This is a genomic window from Seramator thermalis, from assembly GCF_004138125.1.
GTDB classification, from domain to species: Bacteria; Bacteroidota; Bacteroidia; order Bacteroidales; family Dysgonomonadaceae; genus Seramator; species Seramator thermalis.
Genome location: NZ_RXHS01000011.1, coordinates 68,663 through 94,189, shown reverse-complemented (window position 1 = coordinate 94,189; position 25,527 = coordinate 68,663). Strand labels below are relative to the sequence as shown.

Sequence of the window (25,527 nt, the reverse complement as noted above, 5' to 3'; positions counted from 1 at the left end):
TTTGTTTGTTTTTTATGACATGAGAATCATTATTTCATTCATCATTTTTGCCATCTTGATTGCGTGGGGAACGTATGTGGTCGTCCGCAGCGAGCAAACTTTTTTTCGTTCGGCAAAATCGAAAATGGTTTTTCGCACGGTTATCATCCTGCTAATTTTATCCGTGATTCTCGGAACAATCCCCGATAATCATCTGCCGATTGCTATTGCCAAACCGATTCGTTTCGCGTCATTCAGTTTCCTCATCTTTATGCTCTATTATTTTCCGTTTGTTGTGATAACCGATATCGTAAGAGCTATCAATAAGCGGCATCCATTCTTACAAAATCCACAAAAATTTCGCTTTCGAGTTGGCGTAATCGGCATAATTGCCGTTACATCGATCATGATTGTGGGCAATTATCGTTTCAATCACCCGACAAAAGTTTATCTTGATATTGAATCAACGAAATCGAAACAAGGCAAAGAACTAAAAATTGTTGCGTTGAGCGATGTTCATCTCGGAATTTCACTCGGCGAAAAAGCCGCAAAAAAATACGTAAATATGATCAATGCCGAAAAACCCGATTTGGTGTTGTTTGTCGGCGATTTGATTGACCATTCGGTACCCGTTGTTGTCCAACAGAATTTGGATCAGCAATTACGACAAATATCGGCGCCTCTCGGCGTATATGGCGTACTTGGCAACCATGAATATTTTGCAGGAGCAGGTGATGATTTATTCGATTTTTATCGAAAATCGGGAATAGTCATCCTCCGCGACACTTCCGTGCTGATTAACGACGAAGTATATCTCGTTGGACGCGACGATGCATTCAATCAACATCGCAAAGCGCTTCGGCAGTTGATGCAGTCCACAGATAGTTCAAAACCTTCAATTTTGCTTGATCACCAGCCCAATCATCTACGGGACGCCGAAGAGAACAACATCGATTTGCAACTCTCGGGGCACACGCATGACGGACAAGTATATCCGGGTAACCTCATCGCTGCTGCAATGTTCGAACTGAGCCACGGATATAAAATCAAGGGAAACACCCATTATTATGTATCATCCGGTTTGGGAATTTGGGGACCGCTCTATCGCATCGGCACACAATCGGAGCTGATGGTAATTCGGTTTCGTTATTGACTTTCAAAGTTTATACATCTAAATTTTAACCGTGCAAAAGGAAAAAACAGGAATGGCTTAATTTACCTCCTGTCTTTTTCTTCATAAACTATCTGTATAATTTCCCTGCTAAATTCTTAGGGACCTTCATAAAGATACGTTCAACGATACACCCCATTGAAAAGGCTTTCCCTTTTGAAAAAATTGATTACCAAACGATTCAAAGTAAAAAGTATGATAATATGTGTTCAGCAAGTTTTTGCCCCAAATCTCGAGTCCCACATTATTTCTGGCAATCCCGATTTTAGCATTCAACGTATGGTAAAAATTCTGAAAGAGAGAATTGGCTTCGTCCCAATAAATCTTTCCTGTTCCCAAATATTGAACGTCTGCCCTAATGTGGTCGATAAACGCATGATGAAAAGAATGAATGTAATTTCCGTTTACGCCCACCGTATTCTGTGGAGCATAAGGTACAAATTTACCTTTATAATCAACTTCTTGAACGGCATTGCCAATTTTTACAGAATCGGTGTAATCGGCAAAGGATGCATGCGCATATCCATAGTTGATATCCAACCCAAACCCTTTTCCTAAATAGGCCTGCAACGAAAGTTCGGCACCTTTACTCGTAACCTCTCCGGCGTTGGTAATCATCCGGCCGTTGCCACTCGGTACAAATTTGGTGAGCTGCATATCCGAAATATCCATATAAAAAAGAGAAAGTTGGGTTCTCAATCGATTGTCCAAGAAAGACGCCTGATAGCCAATCTCATAATTCACGCTGTGCTCGGGTTGATAAGCTATAACGTTTGAGACATTGACTTCAGGGGCGGATGGAGTTTGATTCATCAATTGGGTTTGCATCAAATCGGAAAACATTTGAATATTGTATCCCCCTGCTTTATATCCTTTAGAAACAGTAGCATATACAAATTGTCGATCATTCCACGCATATTTGAGCGCAATTTTTGGAAGGATCTCCGAAAATTCAAGTGAAGTTTTTCCTTTCAAGGTATCGGCAATAGAAATGGGAATTCTCATCGGTCCCCGCACCATATCCAGATCCAAATGTGTATGGGTAAAATAGTCTAAATCGGTTCTCTCGAAATCAGCGCGCAGTCCTGCCGTAATGGAAAGACCTTCGACAAAGAGATGGTTGAATGTTGACTGATGAAAAAGGGCACCACCCCAGGTTTTCGTATTATAACTGCCGGGAATATCCATGACATCATTGGTAATAATCATGGTTGGAGCATTCGGATTCTGAGCTATTTGATCGAATACCGGCTGAAGAATATTTTTCAGTCCGTCCTCCTTGAAAGCAACAGGTGCATCCGTATAGAGCTTCTGAATGAAAGAAGTTAATCCGAAACTCCATTGATAATTGCCGGACGTTTTTGATCTTATCACAATTTCTTCGTTGAAAGCATGTTGATTCTGACGTTGGGCAAGCGAAAAATAAGATTGTGGCGAAAAATCCTGATCCATTTTCATATCATCGGAAAAATATTGATAAGAAGAAGATGAAGTCAGCTGAATTTTATCGGTTAAGTAATCAAGCAGCAGACTATTATTTGCAATGGAACGCGAATAACGATTTTCGTCATTATAATCGGGTTGCAGGGTCTTTCCCGTTGAGGGGTCGTACAGGCCGTAAGGAAAAGCTGATTGATCGACGTAATCGTAATTAAAAATGTATTGTGCATGAAGATTTGGGCGAATCAACCATTCTATCCTGACTCTTCCTCCTGCCGACGATTTATCGTCTGCACTTCGATGATTATATTGGTTCGTAAAGAATCCATTCGTATGATTGTAATATCCGCTCACCGACCAGCCTATTTTTTCGTTAATCATATCATAATGAGCAGCACGAATTTTTGCCAATCCATAACTTCCTCCTGTAGCAGAAAGTCTGGTTCCCTGATATTCAAACGGCGAGAGTGTGTACATATTAACGATGCCTCCCAGTGCGTTGCGACCATAAAGTGTTCCCTGCGGCCCGCGCAAAATTTCGATTTGCCGAATATCGTAAAAATCAAAATCAAAAGTTGATTTTTCAAAATAAGGAACATGGTCCACATACAAAGCCATCGATTGACCCGAACTGCGAGAGCCTACACCGCGAATATAAGGAACACTCGACATAGCCGACCCATAATCCGGAATAAAAAAATTTGGAACAAAAACACTTAGATCTCGGATTGAGTTCATTTGGGCAGCATGAATTGTATTGGGAGTCAGAACTGTGGATGAAATAGGTATTTGCTGCGACATAGTTTCTTTGTGAGAATAAACTCTCACTTCGTCGAGGTAAATAATTTTTAGAGTATCCCTCTCTTCTCCTTCCGCACATAAAATCATCGGAAATAGCAATAAAAAAAATATAGAAAATCGTTTCATAATTTAACTTGTTAAAAAATAATTCATAAAAACAGCTTCAATTAATAAAGACGCTCAAATATTGATTGAGAAATCGAACAAGGCCATAAAAAATTTGGTGATTTTTTATGAGGTCTTTTGATTTGGATGTCTTATCGATTTTTGACTAAATAAACAATCCTATTAACGATTCCATTTTCAAATCCCTTGTTAAGTAACGGATGAATTGGATAACCTATTCGAAAATGGGCACAAAGATTATTCGGATACAAACTTAAAAAAAAATTGAACATTCGAAGCTGCCTGATAGATAAAAATGAATGAAACGAATAGCTTCTTGATAAAACATTAATTTTATTTAAGAAGAAAATACATTTATCAAACGAGATAAATATTCCGCTATGCAATATTTCATAAATTATTAATTTGTCATATCTTTGCGACCACGATATCATATATTATTACAATTTTATAATTTTGATTACCATTTTTCCATTAAAACAAAACATCAAACTACATTATTTACTTCAAAAAACCAAATTTTTATCATGCAGGAAATCAAATTTTACAAGGGTGAAAACATCCCACTCGAATTGCACAAAGTGAGAGTTGTACAAAAATTACATTTGGTACCTATCGAAAGACGTTTGGAAGCATTGCAGGAAGGAGGGTACAACACTTTCAGACTAAATACCAACGACGTTTTTCTGGACATGCTTACCGATAGTGGTACAAATGCCATGAGCGACAACCAGGTTGCAGCCATGATGCAGGCCGATGATGCATATGCCGGTTCACAAAGTTTCTACCGTCTGCTGAAAGCTGTTCAGGACGTTCTAGGCAAACAATATTATCTGCCCGTTCATCAGGGACGTGCAGCCGAAAACATTATTTCGAACGCTTATGTGAAGAATGGGAGCATCATTCCGATGAATTACCATTTTACCACCGCCATGGCGCACATAACCCAATATGGCGGAAAAATCGCCGAATTGCTTTACGACGAAGCCTATGTTGTAGATTCTTCACACCCTTTCAAAGGAAATATGAATCTCGAGAAATTAGAGGAAATTATTCAGATACACGGAGCCAAAAACATTCCGTTTATCCGCATGGAAGCCTCTACCAACCTGATTGGTGGACAACCTTTCTCGGTTCAAAATTTACGAGATGTGAGGGCGATTGCCGACAAATATAAAATTCGACTCGTGCTCGATGCCAGCCTGATTGGCGAAAATGCTTATTTAGTCAAACAGCGCGAGGAAGAATTTAAAGATGCTTCGTTGGGCGAGATTCTGAAAACGATGACAGGATTAGCCGATTTGGTATATTTTTCGGCACGCAAACTCAGTTCGTCGCGTGGAGGTGGAATTTGTACGGACAGTGATGAAATTTATCATGAATTGGAGGCGTTGGTGCCACTTTTCGAAGGGTTCCTCACTTACGGAGGAATGTCGGTTCGGGAGATGGAAGCAATGGCTGTTGGGCTATATGAGACATTGGACGAAACAATTATTTGCCAAAGTCCCAATTATATTAAATATCTGGTTAATGCGCTCGATTCTAAAGATATTCCTGTTATAAAACCTGCAGGAGTGCTTGGTGTGCATCTGGATGCCATGCAGATATGTGCCCATATTCCACAAAGGCAGTATCCTGCAGGATCGCTTGCGGCTGCTTTGTTTTTGATCTCGGGTATTCGTGGAATGGAGCGAGGTTCGATTTCCAACCAGCGCGACGAATATGGCAACGAAACTTATGCCGATATGGAATTGTTGCGTTTGGCTATTCCGCGACGCGTATTCACGCTCTCGCAAATTAAATACGTCGAAGACCGTGTGAATTGGCTTTACGATAATCGTGAACTGATTGGTGGCCTCCGATTTGTGTATGAACCGCCGGTTTTGCGTTTCTTCATGGGTGGGCTTGAACCTGTCAGCGATTGGCCACAGCGGCTAATGACGAAATTTAAAGAAGATTTTGGCGAAAGTTTGTAAGAAAAAACTAACAGGTTTTTCGAAACCTGTTAGTTTTACATATTGTATTCAATTTTAATGCCGTGTTATCCGCATTTGGATGCGCCACAATTGCGACATTTCAAACATCCTTCCTGGTAAACGAGCGTTTCGTGGCCACAAACCGGACATTTTTGACCCTTAGCTTCGGTTTCGTTTGGCAAATATTTTTTCAGGGCACGTTCCACCCCATTTTTCCAAGTATTGATGGTTTCGCTGTCCAAATCGAGGCCCGAAACCAATTTGATAACCTGGTCGATAGGCATTCCGTAACGCAATACGCCAGAAATCAGCTTGGCATAATTCCAGTACTCGGGATTAAATTTACTGTCCAGTCCTTCGATAGTTACTTTGTACCCGCGACGGTTTTGAAACTGAAAATCATAATGTTTACGACCGTCGCGATCGTAGGCCTTGATGATTTTTCCTGAAGTTACATTTTTTGGAATCATGATGCCGTCGTCTTCGTCATTGATACCGGTAAAAATTTCGTAAGGTCGTCCGTTGAGCAGTCCGATGAAGGCAATCCATTTTTCTTTATTGTTCTGAAATTTGATGACATCCGCTTCCAGCTCCGTAGGTCGTGAAGTGACAATTTGCGGTAGTTCGTAACAATCGTCATCCTTCTTTTTATCGTCTTTTTCGTCATTCGAAATCAAAACGCCGGCACGCGATCCGTCGCGATAAACCGTGCACCCTTTGCAACCACTTTTCCAGGCTTCCATATACAATTCGCCCACGAGCTCTTCGCTCACATCACTCGGAAGATTGATGGTAACGCTGATGGAGTGATCGACCCATTTTTGGATGCGTCCCTGCATGCGAACTTTTTGAAGCCAATCCACATCGTTAGACGTTGCCTTGTAGTAGGGTGATTTGGCAACCAATTCGTCAAGTTCTTCTGTCGAATAAATTTTCGTTGTAGGATATCCGTTTGCTTCCATCCAGGTTACGAATTTGTGATGAAAAACTACATATTCTTCCCACGAATCGCCATTTTCGTCCACAAAATCTATGTGCGAATCCACATCACTCGGATTCACTTTGCGGCGGCGTTTATAAACGGGCAGAAAAACAGGTTCTATTCCCGAAGTAGTTTGCGACATCAGACTGGTTGTGCCCGTAGGTGCTACAGTGAGACAGGCAATGTTGCGACGTCCATATTTTGCCATATCGTCATAGAGTTTTGGATCGGCTTCCTTCAAACGAAGAACAAACGGATTGTTTTTTTCGCGTTCCGTATCGTAAATTTCGAACGCTCCACGTTCTTTAGCCATAATCACCGACGATTTATAGGCATTCAAGGCAATTGTTTTATGCACATTTTCCGAGAAGTCTGTTGCACTTTCTGTTCCGTATCGTAATCCAAGTGCGGCAAACATATCGCCTTCGGCAGTAATACCCACTCCGGTTCGACGTCCCTGAAGCGTTTTTTTTCGGATTTTTTCCCACAGATGCCGTTCAGTTCCTTTGATTTCCTCCGATTCGGGATCGCCATCGATTTTTTGCAAAATCAAATCGATTTTTTCGGATTCCAGATCAATGATGTCGTCCATGATACGTTGCGCAAGTTGCACATGTTTGGAAAACAGTTCGAAATCGAAATAAGCATCTTTTTTGAACGGATTCACCACATAAGAGTAAAGATTGATGGCGAGCAGACGACAACTGTCGTAAGGACACAACGGAATTTCGCCGCAGGGGTTTGTAGAAACAGTCTTAAATCCCAAATCGGCATAACAGTCGGGTACTGATTCGCGAAGGATAGTATCCCAAAAAAGAACACCGGGCTCGGCCGAACGCCACGCATTGTGAACAATCTTATCCCATAGTCTTTTAGCATCGATCGTTTTTGAGTACATTGGTTTGTCCGAATCGATCGGATATTTTTGTTCATATTCCAATCCTTCGGCAGCGGCTCGCATAAATTCATCGTCAATTTTTACCGAGATATTGGCTCCCGTAACTTTCCCCTGCTCCAATTTGGCATCGATAAAGTCCTCCGAATCGGGATGTTTGATCGAAACGGTGAGCATCAGCGCACCGCGACGTCCGTCCTGAGCCACTTCACGTGTGGAATTGGAATATCGTTCCATGAAAGGTACTAATCCGGTGGAAGTCAGGGCCGAATTTTTCACGGGTGATCCTTTAGGCCTGATATGCGACAAGTCGTGCCCTACACCTCCGCGACGTTTCATCAGCTGCACTTGCTCTTCGTCGATTCGAATAATGGCCCCATAAGAGTCAGCATTACCATCCAAACCAATCACAAAACAATTGGAGAGTGATGCAATCTGATAATCGTTTCCTATTCCGGTCATGGGACTTCCTTGCGGAATGATGTATCTGAACCGATCGAACAAATCGAAAAGTTCCTTTTCGCTCAGCGGATTTTTGTATTTCTTTTCAATCCGCGCAATTTCTCGAGCCAAACGCCAGTGCATGTCTTCGGGCGATTGTTCGTAAATATTGCCGTCACTGTCCTTCAGGGCGTATTTGCTGACCCAAACTTTGGCCGCCAGTTCATCCCCCTTAAAATATTCCAACGATTTGTTGTACGCCTCGTCGAACGTATAGGTTTTCTTATTCATCACCGAAATGTTTTATAATTTTGCATTGATAAATTGAATTTAGAACTTATCTATAGAATTACGCGACAAACAAAACGTAATTTTTTTTGATCATGCAATTTTAATTATTCGATTTAAGTTTACCAAATTTTCCAACAACTATTTTCAAAATTGTTGATAAGTTTTCCAATTATAAAGTCAATATCCAGATATATATGTATTTATAAATATATCGGTGTAAAATTGTTTTCCAAAATAGTATTTTATAATTGATCTTTAGACTTTTAATTCATACATGCGCTACAAAAAAATTGCCTCTCGTTTTGAAAGAGGCGATACAAGAGAGAAGAATTATTTATCGTTGATGAGGGTGATTTTTTCGTTAAGTTTGTCGATAAAATTATGCAAATAGATGGGAATAGCACTTTTCGACTGATCTATCCTCCATGTTTTCTCCTTTCCGTTTTCCACATACTTTATAAGCAACCCTCCCTGATCGCCGCAATCGGGACATCCGAAAATGCTATCCTTTGAGCTCAACAGTTCAGCGGGAAAATATTGCGTCAAATCTTTCACCAACTCGAATTTGTCTTCTCCAAGTTCGATGAAATTAAAATTTTGTGCCAGATAATTGTGTCGTGTATCTTCGTATAACTTTTCGCCGGTAAGCTTGTAGGTCAGTATGCAATTGTCGCCGACACACATTCCGTAATAACGTCCGAAAATAAGATAATTGCTATCGGTTAGCAAAATCTTATCGTCTTTCGCACACGACGCCACCCATAGTAAAACTGCGGCAATTGTTGTTATCTTTAACTTACTCATTTTGGATATGTCATTATAAAGGTATGTTTTTTTAAGATGATATTTAGGTCAAAACGTTGCGCGAGATCGCATGGAAAAATCAATCATGTTGAACGCGAAGAGGACCATGACGCAAATGTGAACTTAATCGAACAAGAAAACAAAATAATTATGTAATTTTGTACCATCAAATGAATTACTCTTTCTATCACATTAAAACTAACTTGCCGTAATGAGAAAATGGCGTATCGAAGATTCGGAAGAATTATACAACATCAATGGTTGGGGTAACGGCTACTTTTCAATAAATGATAAAGGACATGTACAGGTTACACCGCGCAAAAAAGACAACCACAGCGTTGATTTGAACGATTTGATGAGAGAACTCTATCTGCGCGATGTTTCATCGCCCGTACTTCTTCGTTTTCCGGAAATTTTGGATAACCGGATCGAAAAAATTTCCAACAGCTTTAAAACCGCTGCCAAAGAATACGATTATCAGGCGCAAAATTATCTGATCTATCCCATCAAAGTAAATCAGATGCGGCAAGTAGTAGAAGAAATCGTAACGTACGGAAAGCGCTTCCATATTGGGCTGGAAGCCGGATCTAAGCCAGAGCTTCACGCCGTATTGGCCATTAATACCGACACCGATTCGCTCATCATTTGCAATGGCTATAAAGACGAAAGCTACATCGAGCTGGCTCTGCTTGCACAGAAGATGGGGAAACAAGTGTTTATCGTAGTTGAAAAACTCAACGAACTCGACCTTACTATCGAACTGGCAAAACGATTAAAAGTCAAGCCGAATATCGGCATACGCATTAAACTTGCAAGTTCCGGAAGTGGAAAATGGGAAGAATCGGGTGGAGACGGCAGCAAATTTGGATTAAATTCGAGCGAACTTCTTCGTGCCATCGATATATTACGCAATCAGGGAATGGAAGACTGTGTACGATTGATACATTTTCATATCGGGAGTCAGATTACTAAAATTCGTCGCATAAAAACTGCACTTCGCGAAGCAGCACAGTTCTATGTGCAAATGCACGAAATAGGATTCAACATCGAATTCGTGGATGTGGGAGGCGGATTAGGGGTAGATTACGACGGAACGCGTTCGTCTTATACCGAAAACAGTACGAACTATTCTATTCAAGAATATGTCAATGACTCCGTTTTTTCGTTTGTGGATGCTGCCAACAAAAACAATATTCCTCATCCCAATATCATTACCGAATCGGGACGCGCGCTTACTGCGCATCATTCGGTACTTGTTTTCGAAGTGTTGGAGACAGCTACCCTGCCCGAGTGGAACGAAGAAAAAACCGTACAGCAAGACGATCATGAACTGGTAAAAGAACTTTATTCTATTTGGGACAATCTTACACAAGCACGTATGCTCGAGGCATGGCATGATGCGCAGCAAATCAGGGAAGAATCTTTGGATTTGTTTAGTTTAGGACTTCTCGACCTAAAAACCAGAGCTCAAGTGGAAGAACTGTATTTTTCCATCGCACGCGAAATTCATTCCATGACCAATCGAGCTAAACATGCACCCGAAGAATTACGCGAATTGACAAGCCTCTTGCCGGATAAATATTTTTGTAATTTTTCGCTCTTCCAGTCCCTCCCCGATTCTTGGGCTATCGATCAAGTATTCCCGATAATCCCCATCCACCGCTTAGATGAGAAACCGGAACGTATTGCCACCCTGCAGGATATTACGTGCGATTCCGATGGGAAAATTTCGAATTTTGCTTCACAAGATGGATTCCATTCTTCGTTTCTTCCGGTGCATTCGCTCAAAAAGGATGAACCTTATTATATCGGTGTATTTTTGGTAGGCGCGTATCAGGAAATTTTGGGCGATTTACACAACCTCTTTGGCGATACAAATGTGGTGCATGTTTCAACTGACGACAACGGTTACAAAATCGATCAGATAATTGATGGTGAAACCGTAGCCGATGTGCTCGAATATGCTCAATACAATGCCAAGAAACTCGTACGTACGGTGGAAACCTGGGTGATGAGTTCTGTCAAACAGGGGAAAATATCGGTAGAAGAAGGAAAGGAATTTTTATCAAACTACAGGTCGGGACTATACGGATACACCTATCTCGAATAAGTATTTCCGATCGATCCCTCTCAGTATATCCAAAAGCGTTCCGAACTATTTTTTTACCGTTCGGAACGCTTTCATTTTTTTACATGAATTGTATAAGATCGAAGTATTCTTACATCTCTGTAATCAATTCGTATTTTGGAACGAGTGCCTTCATCACTATCCATCCAATAAGATAAGCTACGGCACAAATGCAGAAAATAATGAAATATCCTGCATTAATCCCCTCAAATCCGAGAAAACGCATATTCGAGGCGATCGAATAATCAAACAGCACACCTGATCCTTTGTTGATAAGAAAAGAACCTAATCCGCCAGCCATTCCACCAATACCCGTAATGGTGGCCACAGCATATTTTGGGAACATATCGCTCACGGTAGAAAAAATGTTGGCCGACCACGATTGGTGTGCCGTGGCAGCTATACCGATAAGAATTACCGGGACCCACACAGAAATATGGCCCAATGGCTGAGCAAGTAAAATCACCAACGGACAAAAGGCGAAAATGAGCATCGCCCGCATACGACCTCCGTAAGGATCCATTTTCTTTTTTTCCATAAAATATGCGGGCAAAAATCCGCCTGCTACAATCGCAAACATCGAAATGGCATAAACCACAAAAATATGTACAGCGCTCTGTGTTGAATCGAGATTGTAAACAGAACTCAAATAAGCCGGAAGCCAGAATAACAAAAACCACCACACACCGTCGGTCATAAATTTGCCAAAAGCAAAAGCCCAAGTCTGTTTGTGACGAAATGCCTTTTTGTAGGAAACTTTTTTACCCGATTCTTCATTATTTTCAACTACTTTATGTTCAGCAGCATCATCCTGAATAATATAAGCCAATTCGGAGGCATTAACCTTCGGATTTTTTTCGGGTTTATGGTATAAAAAAACCCAAAAACCCATCCAAATAAACCCCACTCCACCGATGATAATAAACGACATTTCCCATCCGAATGCTTTGGCTATAAAGGGAACCGTTAAGGGTGCAAGCAGGGCTCCAATCTGTGCTCCCGAATTGAAAACGGTTGTTGCAAACGCTCTTTCCTTTTTTGGAAAATATTCGGCAATGGCTTTTATTGATGCAGGGAAATTTCCTGCTTCGCCAATTGCCAGAACCAAACGCGCAAAGATAAACAGTGTGACGCTGAATGAAACGATTGCTCCCACATCGCCCACAGTGGCGATAATGTTTTTCGCTTCGGAGAAACTCCCGGTCCATTGACCTGTAAGAAATCCGGCAGTAGCAATTCCGCAAAAAGCGTGAAGCACAGCTCCGAACGACCAAATGCCGATAGACCACAGAAATCCTTTTTTTGTATCAAGCCAATCCACCAATTTACCTGCAAAAAGCATAGATATGGCATAAAATATCGAAAAAAGGCCGGTGATGGTACCATAATCATTGTTTGTCCAATGAAATTCGGGAGCGATAAAATCCTTCCACGTGAGTGACAATACTTGCCGATCCATATAATTAATGGTAGTGGCAAAAAATAACATCGTTGTGATCACCCAACGGTAGTTGGTCATTTTTTGTTTTTCTTGTTTTAAATCATTCATGGATAAAAGTGTAACAGTTTTATATTCAATTTATTTATATTTTTTCGCAATAGAAAGCGATAATTTGCTTAATTCTGTAATTTTGTACCAGTCTTCGTTTTTGATCGCCTCTTTAGGAAAGAGATTAGATCCCATTCCCACACACGCAACGCCGGCCTCGAACCAAGCGGATAGATTATCCTCAGTCGGTTCTACACCTCCGGTTACCATAATTTTAGACCAAGGCATCGGCCCCACTATGTTTTTGACAAACGATGGGCCACCTACATTTCCTCCCGGAAAAACTTTTACTATTTCTGCTCCTAACTCTTGTGCCCATCCTATTTCGGTAGTTGTAGCACATCCGGGCGAATACGCTATCTGTCGTCGATTACATACTTTAAAAATATCGGGATTAAGAAGCGGACCAACCACAAAATTTGTCCCCAACTGGATGTAAAGTGCAGCCGTAGGCGCATCAACAATTGATCCGACCCCTAAAATCATTTCGGGACACTCTTTTTCTGCCCATCGATTCAGCTCCGAAAAAACATCCTGGGCAAAATCGCCTCGATTGGTGAATTCGAACACTCTTATGCCTCCTTCATAACACGCTTTCACCACTTGTTTGGCAGTTTCCACATTGGCATGATAAAACACAGGCACAACACCTGTTTCTATCATGGCATTATATACCTCTAATCTCGAAAAACGGGACATGATAATAGTTTTATTTTAGTATTGTTGAAATATTTCTGTTATCGGATTTAACTAAAATCGATACAATAGATTTATTACGACGGTTGAAAACGTGATGTGTACTCAATTTATAATACATAAAACAAAATATGCAGAACCTCAATCATCTCACTACACGACCTGATCCGTCTCCTTTCATCAGATTTTCAACTTCTTTCACCGAAACCATATTAAAGTCGCCATATATGGTATGTTTCAGGCTCGATGCGGCAACTGCAAAGTCGAGAGCTTTTTGATCGTCATTTGGATAAGCAATCAAACCATAAATCAATCCTCCCATAAAAGAATCACCCCCACCAACGCGATCGACAATGTGAGTAATATCGTATCGACGTGATTGATAAAGTTTGTCGGAGAAGAGACATCCTCCCCACGTGTTGTGATTAGCATTAATGGAACCCCGCAAGGTAATGATTATTTTTCGAGCTCGGGGAAATTTTTTCATCAATTGCCTGCAAACCGATTCAAATTGTGCTGCATTGATCTCTCCACCCGTCTTTTCCACCTCGAATCCTTCAGGCTTGATACCGAAAACTTTCTCGGCATCTTCCTCATTTCCGAGAATCAGATCACATCCGGCTACCAGTTGCGGCATGATTTCAGATGCTTTCTTCCCATATTTCCAAAGATTTTTTCGGTAATTCAAATCGCACGAAACCGTTACTCCCATTTCGTTCGCCGTTTCAATTGCCTCGAGACATACATCGGCCGCTCCTTGCGAAAGAGCCGGGGTGATTCCGGTCCAGTGAAACCACCGGGCTTCCTTCAGAATTTCTTTCCAGTCAAACATTCCTTTCTGCACTTCAGCAATGGACGAATGTGCCCGATCGTAAACAACTTTTGAAGGACGAGCTACAGCACCGGTTTCCAGAAAATATATGCCAACCCTGTTCCCCCCACGTAATACATAAGAAGTGCCAACATTGTATTTTCGCAAATCGGCCAAACACCAATCGGCTATCTCGTTTTCAGGCAGACGTGTCACAAATTCAACAGGGATACCGTAATTGGCAAGCGATACGGCTACGTTGGCTTCACCACCGCCAAAGGTGGCATTTAATGTGTCGGTTTGCAAAAATCTCAGATATCCGGGTGTAGCCAACCTGAGCATAATTTCGCCAAATGTTACCACTTTTTTCATAAAGCCACAGTTTTTGTTTTGTATCGTTAATTGAAAATCGGATTATTCGATGGTTAGTCGAAGTGGGTTTATCAATTTGCTTCTTTGCATCTGCAAATATTTTACCCATTCGTCCATATTCGCAAATCCGGCTTTGCTCCATCCTCCGCCAGTGTAGTAGGAATACGAATTACCGACGGTATAAAGGCAAAGTCCCAATAAATGACCTTGAGAAATTTTAACTTCCGAAAATCCATCGGGATTGATAACTCCTGCAAAAATAGTTCCATTGACACTGTCTTCCGGCGCAGCATAAGCCATCCATCCGGTTTGGGGTTCGAACGATACTCTTTCGGGGTTATTCTCAGGCATCACAATACCGGTTGCAATCATTAAAGTAGTTGTATCTATTTCGAAAGTGTTTGTGACCGAATTGAGGTAACTAAATGCATCGAGCGATATAACACGCGTTTCGTTCACCAGTTTTTCCCCTACAGGATAAGGTTTGTACGACAATCGAAAAGTCAAGCGAAGCGGTCCCTGATCGAGAATTTCTGCTTTGATAAAGTTATGGCCCAAACAAAGGGTATCATGATCAATCGGTGCTGTCATTCCCATGCCCAATGTTCGCCCGACCTTGTAAAAATCGAGCCCTTCGCCATGATCTTCGTGGTAAGAAGCTATTCCAGCCAAGTCATTTTTATACCATTTATCTATGATCAGAGAATCGGTGCTCTTTGCCCAAAAATCCATTCCATTACTAATCTCGCCGGTGGCTTCTAACGCAGGCCCATAGATACGAAAAGCAACCCGGTTGTTTTCCCACGCGAAATCGTCCTTTCGTTCGGGCACCAATCTGCCATAAACAAAAGATGGAAATTCATGGGGTTTGCCTTTGACTACTGTATAAGACGAACGCCCATTAGCCAAAACCGATGCAAGAAAGATCAGTTTCGTTTTCTGTTCGCTCCCTTCGGTAATGATCTGGTACGGCACTTGCTGTTTGATACTGTCAAGAACTACAATCTGATCTTCATCCGACAAAGATAAGCGTTGTTGAATGCTGGGCCATTGTATCTCGACTATTTCGTTGAAACGGTCGATATCCATAGGATTGTCGACAACCAATACGACTTTCTTTTGTGAAGACGAACATGCCGCAACAATTACGGAAAGCAGCAAAAGCAATAAATATTTTTTCATTTTACAATCAAGGTTGTTTACCGATATAAGCCAGAATTCCACCATCTACGTAAAGCACGTGTCCGTTCACAAAGTTGGATGCATCGGATGCCAGAAAAACGGCAGGCCCCTGTAAATCATCGGTCGTTCCCCAACGGGCCGCCGGAGTTCTTGTAACGATGAAAGCATCAAACGGATGACGTGACCCATCGGGTTGACGTTCGCGAAGAGGTGCTGTTTGAGGAGTTTCAATGTAACCCGGGCCAATTCCATTACACTGAATGTTGTATTGCCCATATTCGGCGCAAATATTACGGGTGAGCATCTTTAAACCGCCTTTGGCTGCAGCATAAGCCGAAACGGTTTCGCGCCCAAGCTCACTCATCATCGAACAGATATTGATGATTTTTCCATGCCCCTTTTTAATCATCTGAGGTATTACCGCCTTTGCCATGATAAAGGGTGCATTCAGGTCAATATCGATGACTTGACGAAAATCTTTAACCGACATTTCGATCATAGGCACGCGCTTGATGATGCCGGCATTATTTACTAATATGTCGATTACACCAATTTCTTTTTCGATCTTTTCTACCATATCTTTCACCACCTCTTCATCGGTAACGTCGCACAAATAGGCATGTGCCTCGATACCGTCAGCTTTGTAATCAGCTAAGCCTTTTTTGAGTTTTGCTTCATCAATATCGTTAAAAACGATGGTGGCGCCCGCCTCGGCATAAGCTTTGGCTATTGCATATCCAATTCCATATGAGGCTCCTGTGACGAGTGCAACCTTCCCGTCCAATCTGAAATTTACCATAACTTGAGATATTTTTATTATTGTTTTTATCTAATTTCTGTGATTTTCGAAAAATCCTGATCGTCGTAATCGAAATTCTCACCTGCCATTCCCCAAATAAATGTATAATTGGAAGTTCCGGCAGCGGCATGTATCGACCATTGTGGCGAAAGTACCGCCTGCTCATTTTGCAGCCAAATATTTCGGGTTTCGGAAACCGGCCCCATGAAATGACAAACTGCTTGATTGGCAGGAACTTCGAAATAAAAATAGGCTTCCATCCGCCTTGAATGTGTATGTGGTGGCATTGTGTTCCACACGCTTCCCGGTGCGAGTTCGGTCATTCCCATCTGTAACTGGCATGTAGGCAATACCTGATTGACGAGCATTCGATTGATATTGCGGTGATTTGAAGTTTCGAGCGCGCCCATTTCCATTACAACTGCATCCGACTTCGTAACTTTCCGGTCAGGATAATTACGATGAGCCGTTGCCGAATTGAAATAGAATTTGGCGGGATTTTGCGCGTCCTCACTTTCAAAATAAACTTCTCTGTCGCCGGCTCCTAAATATAGGGCTTCTTTGTATGAAAGATCGAAAGATTTATCGGCCACATGAACTTTACCAACTCCACCGATATTAAAAATTCCCAGCTCCCTACTATGAAGGAAAATTGGCTGCTTAAGCGGATCAATAGCTTCGAGATGCAATTTTTCGTCAACGGGCATAGCTCCGCCAACGATCATTCGGTCATACATCGAATATACCATATTAACTTCATTGGGAGAAAAAATTTTCCCGATCAGGAAATCATGCCTCAACCGATCTGAGGTATAATGTCGAGCATCATCAGGATGTGCTGCATAACGCAATTCGTAATTTGTCTTTGTCATGTCTTTCAATTCTAAAATAGCGTCCAAAAATAACTAAAAAAATATTGTGCTCGTCCACATTTAACAAATTTAACTGATATTTACCACTACAAAGTATGCTTGACATTCCGGAATCAGAATGGATAACCAATTGCAAAATGGATAGCGAAGTCTCGACTAAACTTCGGTTTAAAAATTGTCCAACGGTCTCCTTCAGGCAATGCCGGATTGTGTGCCTTCATACCTGCATCCAATCTGAGAAGCAGGAAATTCAAATCAAGGCGAAAGCCCAATCCGTAAGAAAGTGCTATTTCCTTGTAAAAAGTATTCCAGCGAAAATATCCTCCACTTTGAGCGATATAATCTTTTATGGTCCAGACGTTACCTGCATCTACAAATGCGGCTAATTGAAACAGGTTGGTAAGTTTTTGACGATATTCGAGGCTCATTTCTAATTTAATGTCGCCGGTTTTGTTTACGAAGTCGTATCCTACCGAATCGCGACTGTAACTTCCCGGCCCCAAAGATCGAGTATTCCATCCACGTAAACTGTTGGCTCCACCTCCAAAATAACGCTTCTCAAACGGAAGAACGTCAGAATTACCATACGGCAGAGCAACCCCGGCAGCAAAGTGCCCGGCTATAGCCTTGTTTTCGTCTATCGGATACGATAAGGAAACATCTAAATCGCTTTTTAAGTATTCCGCATAAGGAATGCCTAAAATTTCTTCGTACCCATTTGCATTTGTGTTACTACCGCCCAAAACACTCACCAAACGCGGCAAATAACCCGATATTTCAAATCCGCTGCGAATCTGAAAAGGCATTCTCGGCAAAAACCGGGCATTCGTATTCGAAAGTGTGACATAATATGAAGTTGATGCAATCAATTGGTCTTCATAGCTCTGGCGGATAACCGGATTTGTGTTGTCGTTGAGATATGTATTTCTGAAGAGATCGGAAGTCCAAGGCATCCGTACGTAGTTGACGTTGAGCGGTGTGAGCACATGAGTAAGACGCCAGTCAAAGCTCGACCACTGTAAACGTGAGGAGAGATTGAAGAATTGGCGATGATATTCCGGCCTTTTTTGGAAATTAACTCCCAAAGAAAATTCCGTAGAAGCCGAAGGTCTGTCTTGCAATTGTTGAAGCAACCACGGAACTAATAGTTGTGGAATCGAAAGAAACACTTCTGCACCGTATTCATAAAAGCTCTGATCGAGTAAATTAGCACTGTCGGAAGCCGTAATAAATTCGTAAGCTCCATTCAATCGCACTCGAAAACGTTCCCCTCCTTTCAACAGATTTCGGTGCTCGTAGGTAAGATTTGCAGCAGCTCCCAAGTCTCCTGCCGAATTAGTGCCATCGATACCAAATTGCAAATAATGTAAATTGCCGGGTAGAAGAGAAATAGTAGTATTCAGAAAGTTAGAATCGTTTCGCTGAACAGGTGTAAACGAAATATTGGTTCGGCTGACCGATCCCAAATTGTTGAGCGAAGAATAGGTTCGTTCGAGTATTCTTTCGGAATAAAGTCTTCCGGGCCGTAAAAAAGTATTGTAATAGATCGCCGGCGGTTTCAACAATATGTTTTGATTCGAAATCACCCGGATATTTTTGAACCTGACCGTGTCGAAATCAGACCTGAGGCTGCTGTCACCCTGAGCCGGAGGTGCAAATCCATTGTAAACCATCACATCTCCGATAAAATAGCGACGATGACGCGAGGTATCACTCGGATTATTCAAAGTAAGGGTAAGATCCACTTTGTGGTTACCAACTGTAGTGTCGGCGAGAAAATAAAAATAGTCTTTCGAAAAGTCAAAATATCCTCTGTTGGTCAAGGTTTTGGACAAATCAACCCTGATTTGCTCAAGTGCCTTCTGGTCAAATAGGTCGTTCTCTTTTATCAAATCAAGTTTTTTTTCTTCTTTTAATATCTTGTAAATGGTGGTATCGACCGATTGAAGCGTATCTTTGACATTTCGAATACGATAAGGCTCATTCCCAATAACATGATAGCTGACATCAGCTTTTTTCTCCTTTTTTATGACACTTGTGTCCACTTGGGCATTCAGATATCCTCGGTTATTTAGCTCTCTGCGCATCTGTTCGGCCGAAACGGCTGTAAGTCTTTCGCTATAAATAACGGGGGGCTCTCCTATTTTCAACAATGTTTTGTCTATCCAACTCGAATCACTTCCGGCCAAATTATAAAGATGCAGGGGCACACGGCCAATGATTGGAAATGAACTGTTTGGTTTTTGTCGAAGAAAAGACTTCAATTGATTTGACTTTACCTCTTTTGTGTCGGTTTCTATCTTTACCTTGTTAAGCAGATAACTTCCCTCGGGGACTCGTTTTGCTGCATCGCAGGCAATCAGAAGAAAAAATAAAGAGATAATAGGCAAATACTTTTTCATAATTTGGCAATGAGGATCGAATGTTTTTAATTCTCTTTTTTTCTGAAACTGAATCTGAACAAATCCTTGAATGTTCGGCTGTCTTTGGTAACCATTACCCCTACTCCTTGTGTGAATGGAGCACGACGATACAATTGTTCATTGGCATGATTATATACACGTAGCATGAGCCAATTGTTTACTCGATATTCCACATCAACTTCACCGATAAAAGCCTGCTGATAAGCGAAATTTGAAGGATCGCCATAACTCAGATTAGTCGAAATTCGCAGTTTGTCGTCAAACAATGTTGTGGACACATCTATCCCCATTCTTACCGATTCGAACGAACCATCCTGCGATTCGAGATTTGTGCTAACTGTCCAGTTATCGTTCAGCGCGCTTGAGAAAAGAGCATCTAATCCTCTCGTCACCGCACTTGCGGCAAGAGAAGTGAACATTGAATTATTGATGTTGGTATTTTGTGCCCCCTCAGCCGAATTAAAATTTCCCGATGTGATGAGGTAGGCAAATTGCACCGTTCGACTTTCATCGGTATTGATATAATTTGCTACACGTTGCTTCACTTCATCCGATGCTTCGGGAAGCTCAATATCATAGCGTAAATTCATTTGCTCCAAATTGCCATCGATATGCAACACTGCATTTACAGGTACTCTTGTAGTAGGCAAATTCTGAAAACTTTCGCTCAGTGTCAACAAATCAGCCTTCACCTGATTGTATGCGGTGATATTAAATTGTGCGTTTAGAGGATCGCCAACCAAAGAGACTGTACTACCTTCTTCGATTTTAAAATCTACTGTTTTCAAACTCTGCAAATTATACTGTACATTTCCCGAATTGGCTATGTAATCGCCAAAAATACGAACCGGCGGATCCGATTTTGAGTTGAAGAGGACATTTAGATTGGAATTTCCGTTGATTCGAATCAGGTCGTTGGCGCCGGGACTTAATTTTACTCCCAAATCCAATTGGGGGTTGAGCTGAAGATCACCTCTAAAAACAATAGGCATCGAATTGGTCGTTCGTGTATTTATCGTCGTAAGTTTTGTCGGATCTTTATACAAAAATGCCATCGAATCGGCCTTTGCTGTGGTATTGATATAAACAATTCCGGAATATTCGGAAGCTGAGGCAGTTTGAGGAATAACGACTGTCAAATTTGATTTGCTCTCATTTCGCAGATTAAAATCGCCATAAATTCCATTAGAACCTCCATTTATATTGATAATTCCACTCATCTTGAGATTTCCATAAGCGATCATATCCGACTCTGACGTATTGTTAAGCAACAAAAAATCATTGAGTTGCATACGAACCTGATACATCATGTTGCCGAAATTGGTGTGCGAAAGAGAGAGATCCAGTTTCGCCGTGTGTCCGTTGTCATCGAGAATTACCAAATCGTTGAGGCCTATATTGTTGCGATTGATTTGAATGGTATCCGAGATACGATACGTAACGTTGGTGAAAGCAATTTGCATGGCCCCCTTATCCACACCCAGCCAACCTTCGACTTCAGGCTCAGAAGTTTTCCCCGAAACAGTTATTTTGGAATTGATTGTGCCCGATAAATTTGAAAATGCACCCACAGTGAAAGGTTGAATCCATTTCAAAGGCAAACTCTGCATTTCGAAATCGATATTCATCGGATTTTTGTCTTCCATTGGGACAAACCCTCGTATATCGATATATTTAAATCCCTGATTCTCAAGAAAAGCATTCACGCTTAACCCTGATTTTTCACTATTCAAATCACCATTAATTCGCAAATTTCCGATAACATCGCCATACAATCGAACACTATCTACACGGAAATTATTCGTTTGCAATATTGGATCCTGCAATGCCCGAAATACATCTATTTCACCATTCAACACGCCATTGATATTCTGAATATTTAAAGCCGAAAGAATTACGGCAAGCTCGGTATCGTTGAAATATAACCTGATTTTGTCATCTTCCTTTCGGGATGCAGTTCCCTCCAAACCGATGAGAAGCATTTCATTTTGCGACATTCCAAAATCTTCAATCGTTATTCGGTCTTTGGTATAGGCGATCGTGGCATCGTGCATATCGAAGACTTGTTGATTAAATAAAATCTGGGTAGGAAGGATGTGAATGATTGCCGACAAGGCATCGTTCTGATCCTTTTGCAATCCCACATCAATTTTTAAAGTTCCATTGGCTTTGGCCACACTATTTTCGATATCAAAAAACAGTGTATTAATGAGTGAATCGGAAATTGCCGACGTATTGAGGCGGGCATTTATGTAACCATCATTTTGAACCAAAAACGTATTTACGTCAAGGTTAATTCCTTCTGAGGCGGAGTTTTGCAAATTAATTTTCGATTCCCGAATATCACTGTTGCCCATCATCAAACGCGGGAGATAAGCATTCATCTTCAAAGGAGTGTCAGATTCGAAATCGATGCTGCCATTCAACGTGGCAGGTTCTACATTGTAGATGGGAAGCGAAAATGCGTAAGACAAATCTTCGGTATTCTTGATATGGATATTGAAATTGAAATTGTTAACCAATTCCGTTTGAGTAGGTGTTTTTTTAGAATTTGGCAATTCGATGAGGGTGGGTAAATGTGGTTGTAATACCTTGATAAGCTGATCGGCAATTGTGGCAAAATGATAATCTCCAACTATTTGCGCATCGAGAAAAGAGGAAGCAAAACTAATTTTTTTCTGACCAACCGAATCCGAAGTAACTGCCTCAAGAAATATTTCTCCCGGATTGTATATAAAATTGTCATCATAAAGCGAAACACTGTCAATGCGGAGGTTTCCCTGCAAGTCGTCGATAGTTGCCCCGGACATTTTTCCTTCGATACGGGCTGCCATGTACGGATTTTGCCAATCTCTCATCTGAAAAATTGGAGATAGAAACAAACGATCGATAATCCCATCAACCTGAAACATCATTTGCTCACCGAAACCAATATCGGCAGTAATATCGAATTTATTGTGTTCTTCGTCAGTCGATATTTGGGCAAATATCTTATTGTCATCATAATCGACTGCAAAATTCACGTTTGTGTATTGATATTTCTTGTAGAGTAGCGAAATCAGATTCCCGTCAGCAGTAATTTTCAACTTGTTATCACCTCCTTCGAGCTGCATATTGGCCCGGAGTGTAGCGGCTCCAAGCCCTATTTCGGGCCCTAATATTGCAGATAATTGAATGTCGTCGGCCGAAACAGGACCGCTTATCTCATAATATTTAAAATCACGACCAAACATTCCCTTGCCTGATAGTCGAACGCTTCCCAATGACGAAGACATAACCCCTTCATATCCAAAATTGCTGAATCTGCCAGAGGCATTAAAATCCAAACTCACTTCTTTGAAAGCCGTCATCTGTTTCGGAGCTACGAAATCGGCACTACCAATTCGGATGAACGATTCGAGATCCTTGATATTGAGCTTCATTTTTTCGATACGTAAATTCATTTCGGCATCGGCATAATGTTCAACGTCCGAAAAAGATCCCGTCAAGTTGGCTTCAGTGTCATCTCCATAGCGAAAGTGAAAATTCCGGATTTCGATTGAAGGTATTTTCCCCGAAGCTTGCACATCGAAACTGAATGGTTTATCGAGTGATGACACTTGAGGGACAAAAATCGCAATATCTTTCGGATTGATCAAATCGCTATTGGCTTTCAATCGGGTTTCTTTCGTGTCCAAATCGTATTCGGCAAGGTCAACAACAAATTCCGATTGGTTGACGACCAATTTCATGTCTTCGCTCCAAATCTTCGAACCTTTCGATTTGAAATTTCCCTTCAATTCCCTCACTTCGATGCCGCTACTTTCGGCAAAACTAAAAGAGTGAATTTTTGCATCCAGTTTTTTAATATCTACCGAAGGTGCACTTGCCCTCAAATTCAGATTGTTCACGCGGATATGATCCACATTAAACAAACCGGGCGTTTCCGGTTTCGAAAGAATGTTGTAGCGCAAATCGCCACCGCTCAATCGGATGTTTCGGAAAGATAAACCGAAAGGTTTTTTCGGCTTGTCTTCCTTGGGTTTATCGGATGAAAATGCATCGATCAAAAACTGAAAATTGAAAGGTTTGTCGGGATTTTCACGCGAGATATCGATCACGAAATCCTCCAATTCGGTTGTTTCAAAATCGAGTTTATTATGTAAAAGGTCCAGAAAATTGGCTCGCACGACTATGTTTCGGGCATAAAGCAAGGTGTCGCCTTGTTGACTTTCAATATACACACCACCCAAAACGACAGTATTGAAAAGTCGAATGCGTATTTTATCGAGGGATGCTTCCGTTTTGATAATCGGCTTTAGCTTTCCTAATGCGAAATTGGCAGCAACCTTCTGTACAGGAGGCAAACTGAAAACAGCAAAAAGCAACACATTCAAGAGAATTACCCCAACAACAATGTATGCAAGTACCTTGATTATTTTATTTATAATTTTCAACCCGATAAATTGTTTTTAAACTACTGGCTCACAAAAATAAAAAAAAATCGCAAAATCATTTCTCTATAAAGCCTTTTTAAGCAATTTGCAGATACGTTTTATTTCATTTTGTTATGGGTTCGCCATAGTAACGAACTATCGCCATAACTCAAAAATCGAAAATCGGATTTCAATGCATAATCGTAAATCACTCGCCAATTGTCCTCCACAAAAGCAGAGATCAGCAGCAGAAGAGTGCTTTGGGGTTGATGAAAGTTGGTGATGAGTGCGTCGGCATAATGAAAACGAAATCCGGGTACAATCATGATTTGTGTTGCAGAAATCAGATGATCGGTTTCATTTCGGTCGAGATAGTCGAGAATATTTTTCAATGATTGTCTTGCTTCGATGTCGTGCAAAAAATTTTCGTAAGGTTCCCATTGCGAAACAAATAGTTCATGCGGCATAGCAACAGGATTGATTGCGAGTTTGGCTCCGATATAATACAAACTTTCAATAGTTCGCATTGAGGTGGTGCCTACCACAACAAGGGGATGTTTGTTTTCGTAAATGGCTTTGATCGTTTCCTTCGGAACAGAAATGAATTCGGTATGCATTTCGTGTTCGCCGATTGTTTCCGATTTTACCGGACGAAAAGTTCCTGCACCAACATGCAGCGTTACTTCGGCCGTTGCAATACCTTTATGCCGAAGCGAGGTCATCACATCATCGGTGAAATGTAAGCCTGCCGTGGGAGCAGCCACCGATCCTTCGATACGCGAATATACAGTCTGATATGTTTCGTCGTCTTTCGTCTCAGCCGGACGATTCAGATAAGGCGGAATAGGAAGTTTTCCGGCAATTTCCAGTATCTCCGAAAACGATAACGTATCGTCGTTCCATGAAAAACGAACTGTCGTGTCCTTGTCCGTTACGGCTATTTTTTCTGCACTGAGCGTGAGTATTCCATTCCCTCCGTTTTCAATTTTCATCGTCAGAATATCGTCTTTCCAACGTTTGGCATTTCCTATCATGCAATGCCACGAGCAGTGGTGCTTTGAGGCAAAATTCATGGCATAATCTTCGGGATCGGCAGGCGAAAGACAAAACACTTCGATTTGTGCTCCCGTTTCTTTGCGAAAAAGCAACCGTGCATGAATGACTCGTGTATTGTTGAAAATCATCAGACTTTCCGAAGGGATATAATCGGCAAGGTTAGAAAAAATGCTTTCCGAAATGATTCCGTCATCATACAAAAGAAGTTTGGAAGCATCACGCTTTTCGAGGGGGTATTTTGCTATTCGTTCGTCGGGTAATGGATAATCGTAGTCGGTTATATGGAGTTGTTCGATTTCTTTTCTTTTCATTTTTTAG

Annotated in this window: 15 protein-coding genes; 3 read left to right on the top strand and 12 right to left on the bottom strand. The window is 41.4% G+C overall.

Features of this window, described 5'->3' with window-relative positions:
* The first annotated feature begins 19 nt into the window (after nt 1-19).
* Entirely contained in the window at nt 20-1,132 is a 1,113-nt protein-coding gene (locus EJN84_RS09275) for a metallophosphoesterase (protein WP_129595160.1), read from the top strand.
* A 126-nt stretch (nt 1,133-1,258) separates the two neighbouring features.
* Here EJN84_RS09275 and EJN84_RS09270 read toward each other — a convergent pair whose 3' ends face one another.
* On the bottom strand, nt 1,259-3,391 hold the full coding sequence (locus EJN84_RS09270; RefSeq protein ID WP_165004232.1) for a TonB-dependent receptor: 2,133 nt from the start codon (nt 3,389-3,391) through the stop codon (nt 1,259-1,261).
* A 653-nt stretch (nt 3,392-4,044) separates the two neighbouring features.
* On the opposite strand from EJN84_RS09270, the gene EJN84_RS09265 reads away from it, so the two are divergent.
* Entirely contained in the window at nt 4,045-5,493 is a 1,449-nt protein-coding gene (locus EJN84_RS09265) for a tryptophanase (RefSeq protein WP_101487400.1), read from the top strand.
* Nucleotides 5,494-5,558: 65 nt separating this feature from the next.
* Here the strand turns inward: EJN84_RS09265 and EJN84_RS09260 are convergent, their stop codons facing one another.
* On the bottom strand, nt 5,559-8,102 hold the full coding sequence (locus EJN84_RS09260) for an adenosylcobalamin-dependent ribonucleoside-diphosphate reductase (RefSeq protein ID WP_129595158.1): 2,544 nt from the start codon (nt 8,100-8,102) through the stop codon (nt 5,559-5,561).
* 330 nt (nt 8,103-8,432) lie between these two features.
* The gene (locus EJN84_RS09255) at nt 8,433-8,906 is read right to left on the bottom strand and encodes a hypothetical protein (protein ID WP_129595157.1); all 474 of its coding nucleotides are present in this window, start codon (nt 8,904-8,906) and stop codon (nt 8,433-8,435) included.
* Nucleotides 8,907-9,117: 211 nt separating this feature from the next.
* Here EJN84_RS09255 and speA point away from each other — a divergent pair, with 211 nt between their 5' ends.
* Nucleotides 9,118-11,016 (top strand): biosynthetic arginine decarboxylase, encoded by a 1,899-nt coding sequence (speA, locus tag EJN84_RS09250; protein ID WP_101487459.1) that lies wholly within the window; start codon nt 9,118-9,120, stop codon nt 11,014-11,016.
* Nucleotides 11,017-11,125: 109 nt separating this feature from the next.
* Here speA and EJN84_RS09245 read toward each other — a convergent pair whose 3' ends face one another.
* From EJN84_RS09245 to EJN84_RS09205, 9 genes are all read right to left on the bottom strand, one after another.
* A complete protein-coding gene (locus EJN84_RS09245) occupies nt 11,126-12,583 on the bottom strand; it encodes an MFS transporter (RefSeq protein ID WP_394343091.1) in 1,458 nt (485 codons plus the stop codon).
* Between the two features lie 30 nt (nt 12,584-12,613).
* A complete protein-coding gene (locus EJN84_RS09240; protein ID WP_129595155.1) occupies nt 12,614-13,282 on the bottom strand; it encodes a bifunctional 4-hydroxy-2-oxoglutarate aldolase/2-dehydro-3-deoxy-phosphogluconate aldolase in 669 nt (222 codons plus the stop codon).
* Nucleotides 13,283-13,424: 142 nt separating this feature from the next.
* Complete coding sequence (locus EJN84_RS09235) at nt 13,425-14,462, bottom strand: sugar kinase (RefSeq protein WP_129595154.1); 1,038 nt, start codon at nt 14,460-14,462, stop codon at nt 13,425-13,427.
* 42 nt (nt 14,463-14,504) lie between these two features.
* Nucleotides 14,505-15,644, bottom strand: a complete 1,140-nt coding sequence (locus EJN84_RS09230) for a DUF4861 family protein (RefSeq protein ID WP_165004229.1) — start codon at nt 15,642-15,644, stop codon at nt 14,505-14,507.
* 7 nt (nt 15,645-15,651) lie between these two features.
* Nucleotides 15,652-16,443 (bottom strand): gluconate 5-dehydrogenase, encoded by a 792-nt coding sequence (locus EJN84_RS09225; protein WP_129595153.1) that lies wholly within the window; start codon nt 16,441-16,443, stop codon nt 15,652-15,654.
* Between the two features lie 26 nt (nt 16,444-16,469).
* Entirely contained in the window at nt 16,470-17,315 is an 846-nt protein-coding gene (kduI, locus tag EJN84_RS09220) for a 5-dehydro-4-deoxy-D-glucuronate isomerase (RefSeq protein ID WP_129595152.1), read from the bottom strand.
* Between the two features lie 113 nt (nt 17,316-17,428).
* Complete coding sequence (tamL, locus tag EJN84_RS09215; protein WP_129595151.1) at nt 17,429-19,717, bottom strand: translocation and assembly module lipoprotein TamL; 2,289 nt, start codon at nt 19,715-19,717, stop codon at nt 17,429-17,431.
* Nucleotides 19,718-19,743: 26 nt separating this feature from the next.
* Nucleotides 19,744-24,174: a translocation/assembly module TamB domain-containing protein gene (locus EJN84_RS09210; protein WP_129595150.1), complete on the bottom strand. Its 4,431-nt coding sequence runs from the start codon at nt 24,172-24,174 to the stop codon at nt 19,744-19,746.
* A 98-nt stretch (nt 24,175-24,272) separates the two neighbouring features.
* Complete coding sequence (locus tag EJN84_RS09205) at nt 24,273-25,520, bottom strand: S-adenosylmethionine:tRNA ribosyltransferase-isomerase (protein ID WP_129595149.1); 1,248 nt, start codon at nt 25,518-25,520, stop codon at nt 24,273-24,275.
* Nucleotides 25,521-25,527 lie beyond the last annotated feature (7 nt).

Coding starts and splice junctions, on each gene's coding strand:
- EJN84_RS09275 (WP_129595160.1), top strand. CDS start 20: ATGAGAATCATTATTTCATTCATCATTTTTGCCATCTTGATTGCGTGG.
- EJN84_RS09270 (WP_165004232.1), bottom strand. CDS start 3,391: ATGTCGCAGCAAATACCTATTTCATCCACAGTTCTGACTCCCAATACA.
- EJN84_RS09265 (WP_101487400.1), top strand. CDS start 4,045: ATGCAGGAAATCAAATTTTACAAGGGTGAAAACATCCCACTCGAATTG.
- EJN84_RS09260 (WP_129595158.1), bottom strand. CDS start 8,102: ATGAATAAGAAAACCTATACGTTCGACGAGGCGTACAACAAATCGTTG.
- EJN84_RS09255 (WP_129595157.1), bottom strand. CDS start 8,906: ATGAGTAAGTTAAAGATAACAACAATTGCCGCAGTTTTACTATGGGTG.
- speA (WP_101487459.1), top strand. CDS start 9,118: ATGAGAAAATGGCGTATCGAAGATTCGGAAGAATTATACAACATCAAT.
- EJN84_RS09245 (WP_394343091.1), bottom strand. CDS start 12,583: ATGAATGATTTAAAACAAGAAAAACAAAAAATGACCAACTACCGTTGG.
- EJN84_RS09240 (WP_129595155.1), bottom strand. CDS start 13,282: ATGTCCCGTTTTTCGAGATTAGAGGTATATAATGCCATGATAGAAACA.
- EJN84_RS09235 (WP_129595154.1), bottom strand. CDS start 14,462: ATGAAAAAAGTGGTAACATTTGGCGAAATTATGCTCAGGTTGGCTACA.
- EJN84_RS09230 (WP_165004229.1), bottom strand. CDS start 15,644: ATGAAAAAATATTTATTGCTTTTGCTGCTTTCCGTAATTGTTGCGGCA.
- EJN84_RS09225 (WP_129595153.1), bottom strand. CDS start 16,443: ATGGTAAATTTCAGATTGGACGGGAAGGTTGCACTCGTCACAGGAGCC.
- kduI (WP_129595152.1), bottom strand. CDS start 17,315: ATGACAAAGACAAATTACGAATTGCGTTATGCAGCACATCCTGATGAT.
- tamL (WP_129595151.1), bottom strand. CDS start 19,717: ATGAAAAAGTATTTGCCTATTATCTCTTTATTTTTTCTTCTGATTGCC.
- EJN84_RS09205 (WP_129595149.1), bottom strand. CDS start 25,520: ATGAAAAGAAAAGAAATCGAACAACTCCATATAACCGACTACGATTAT.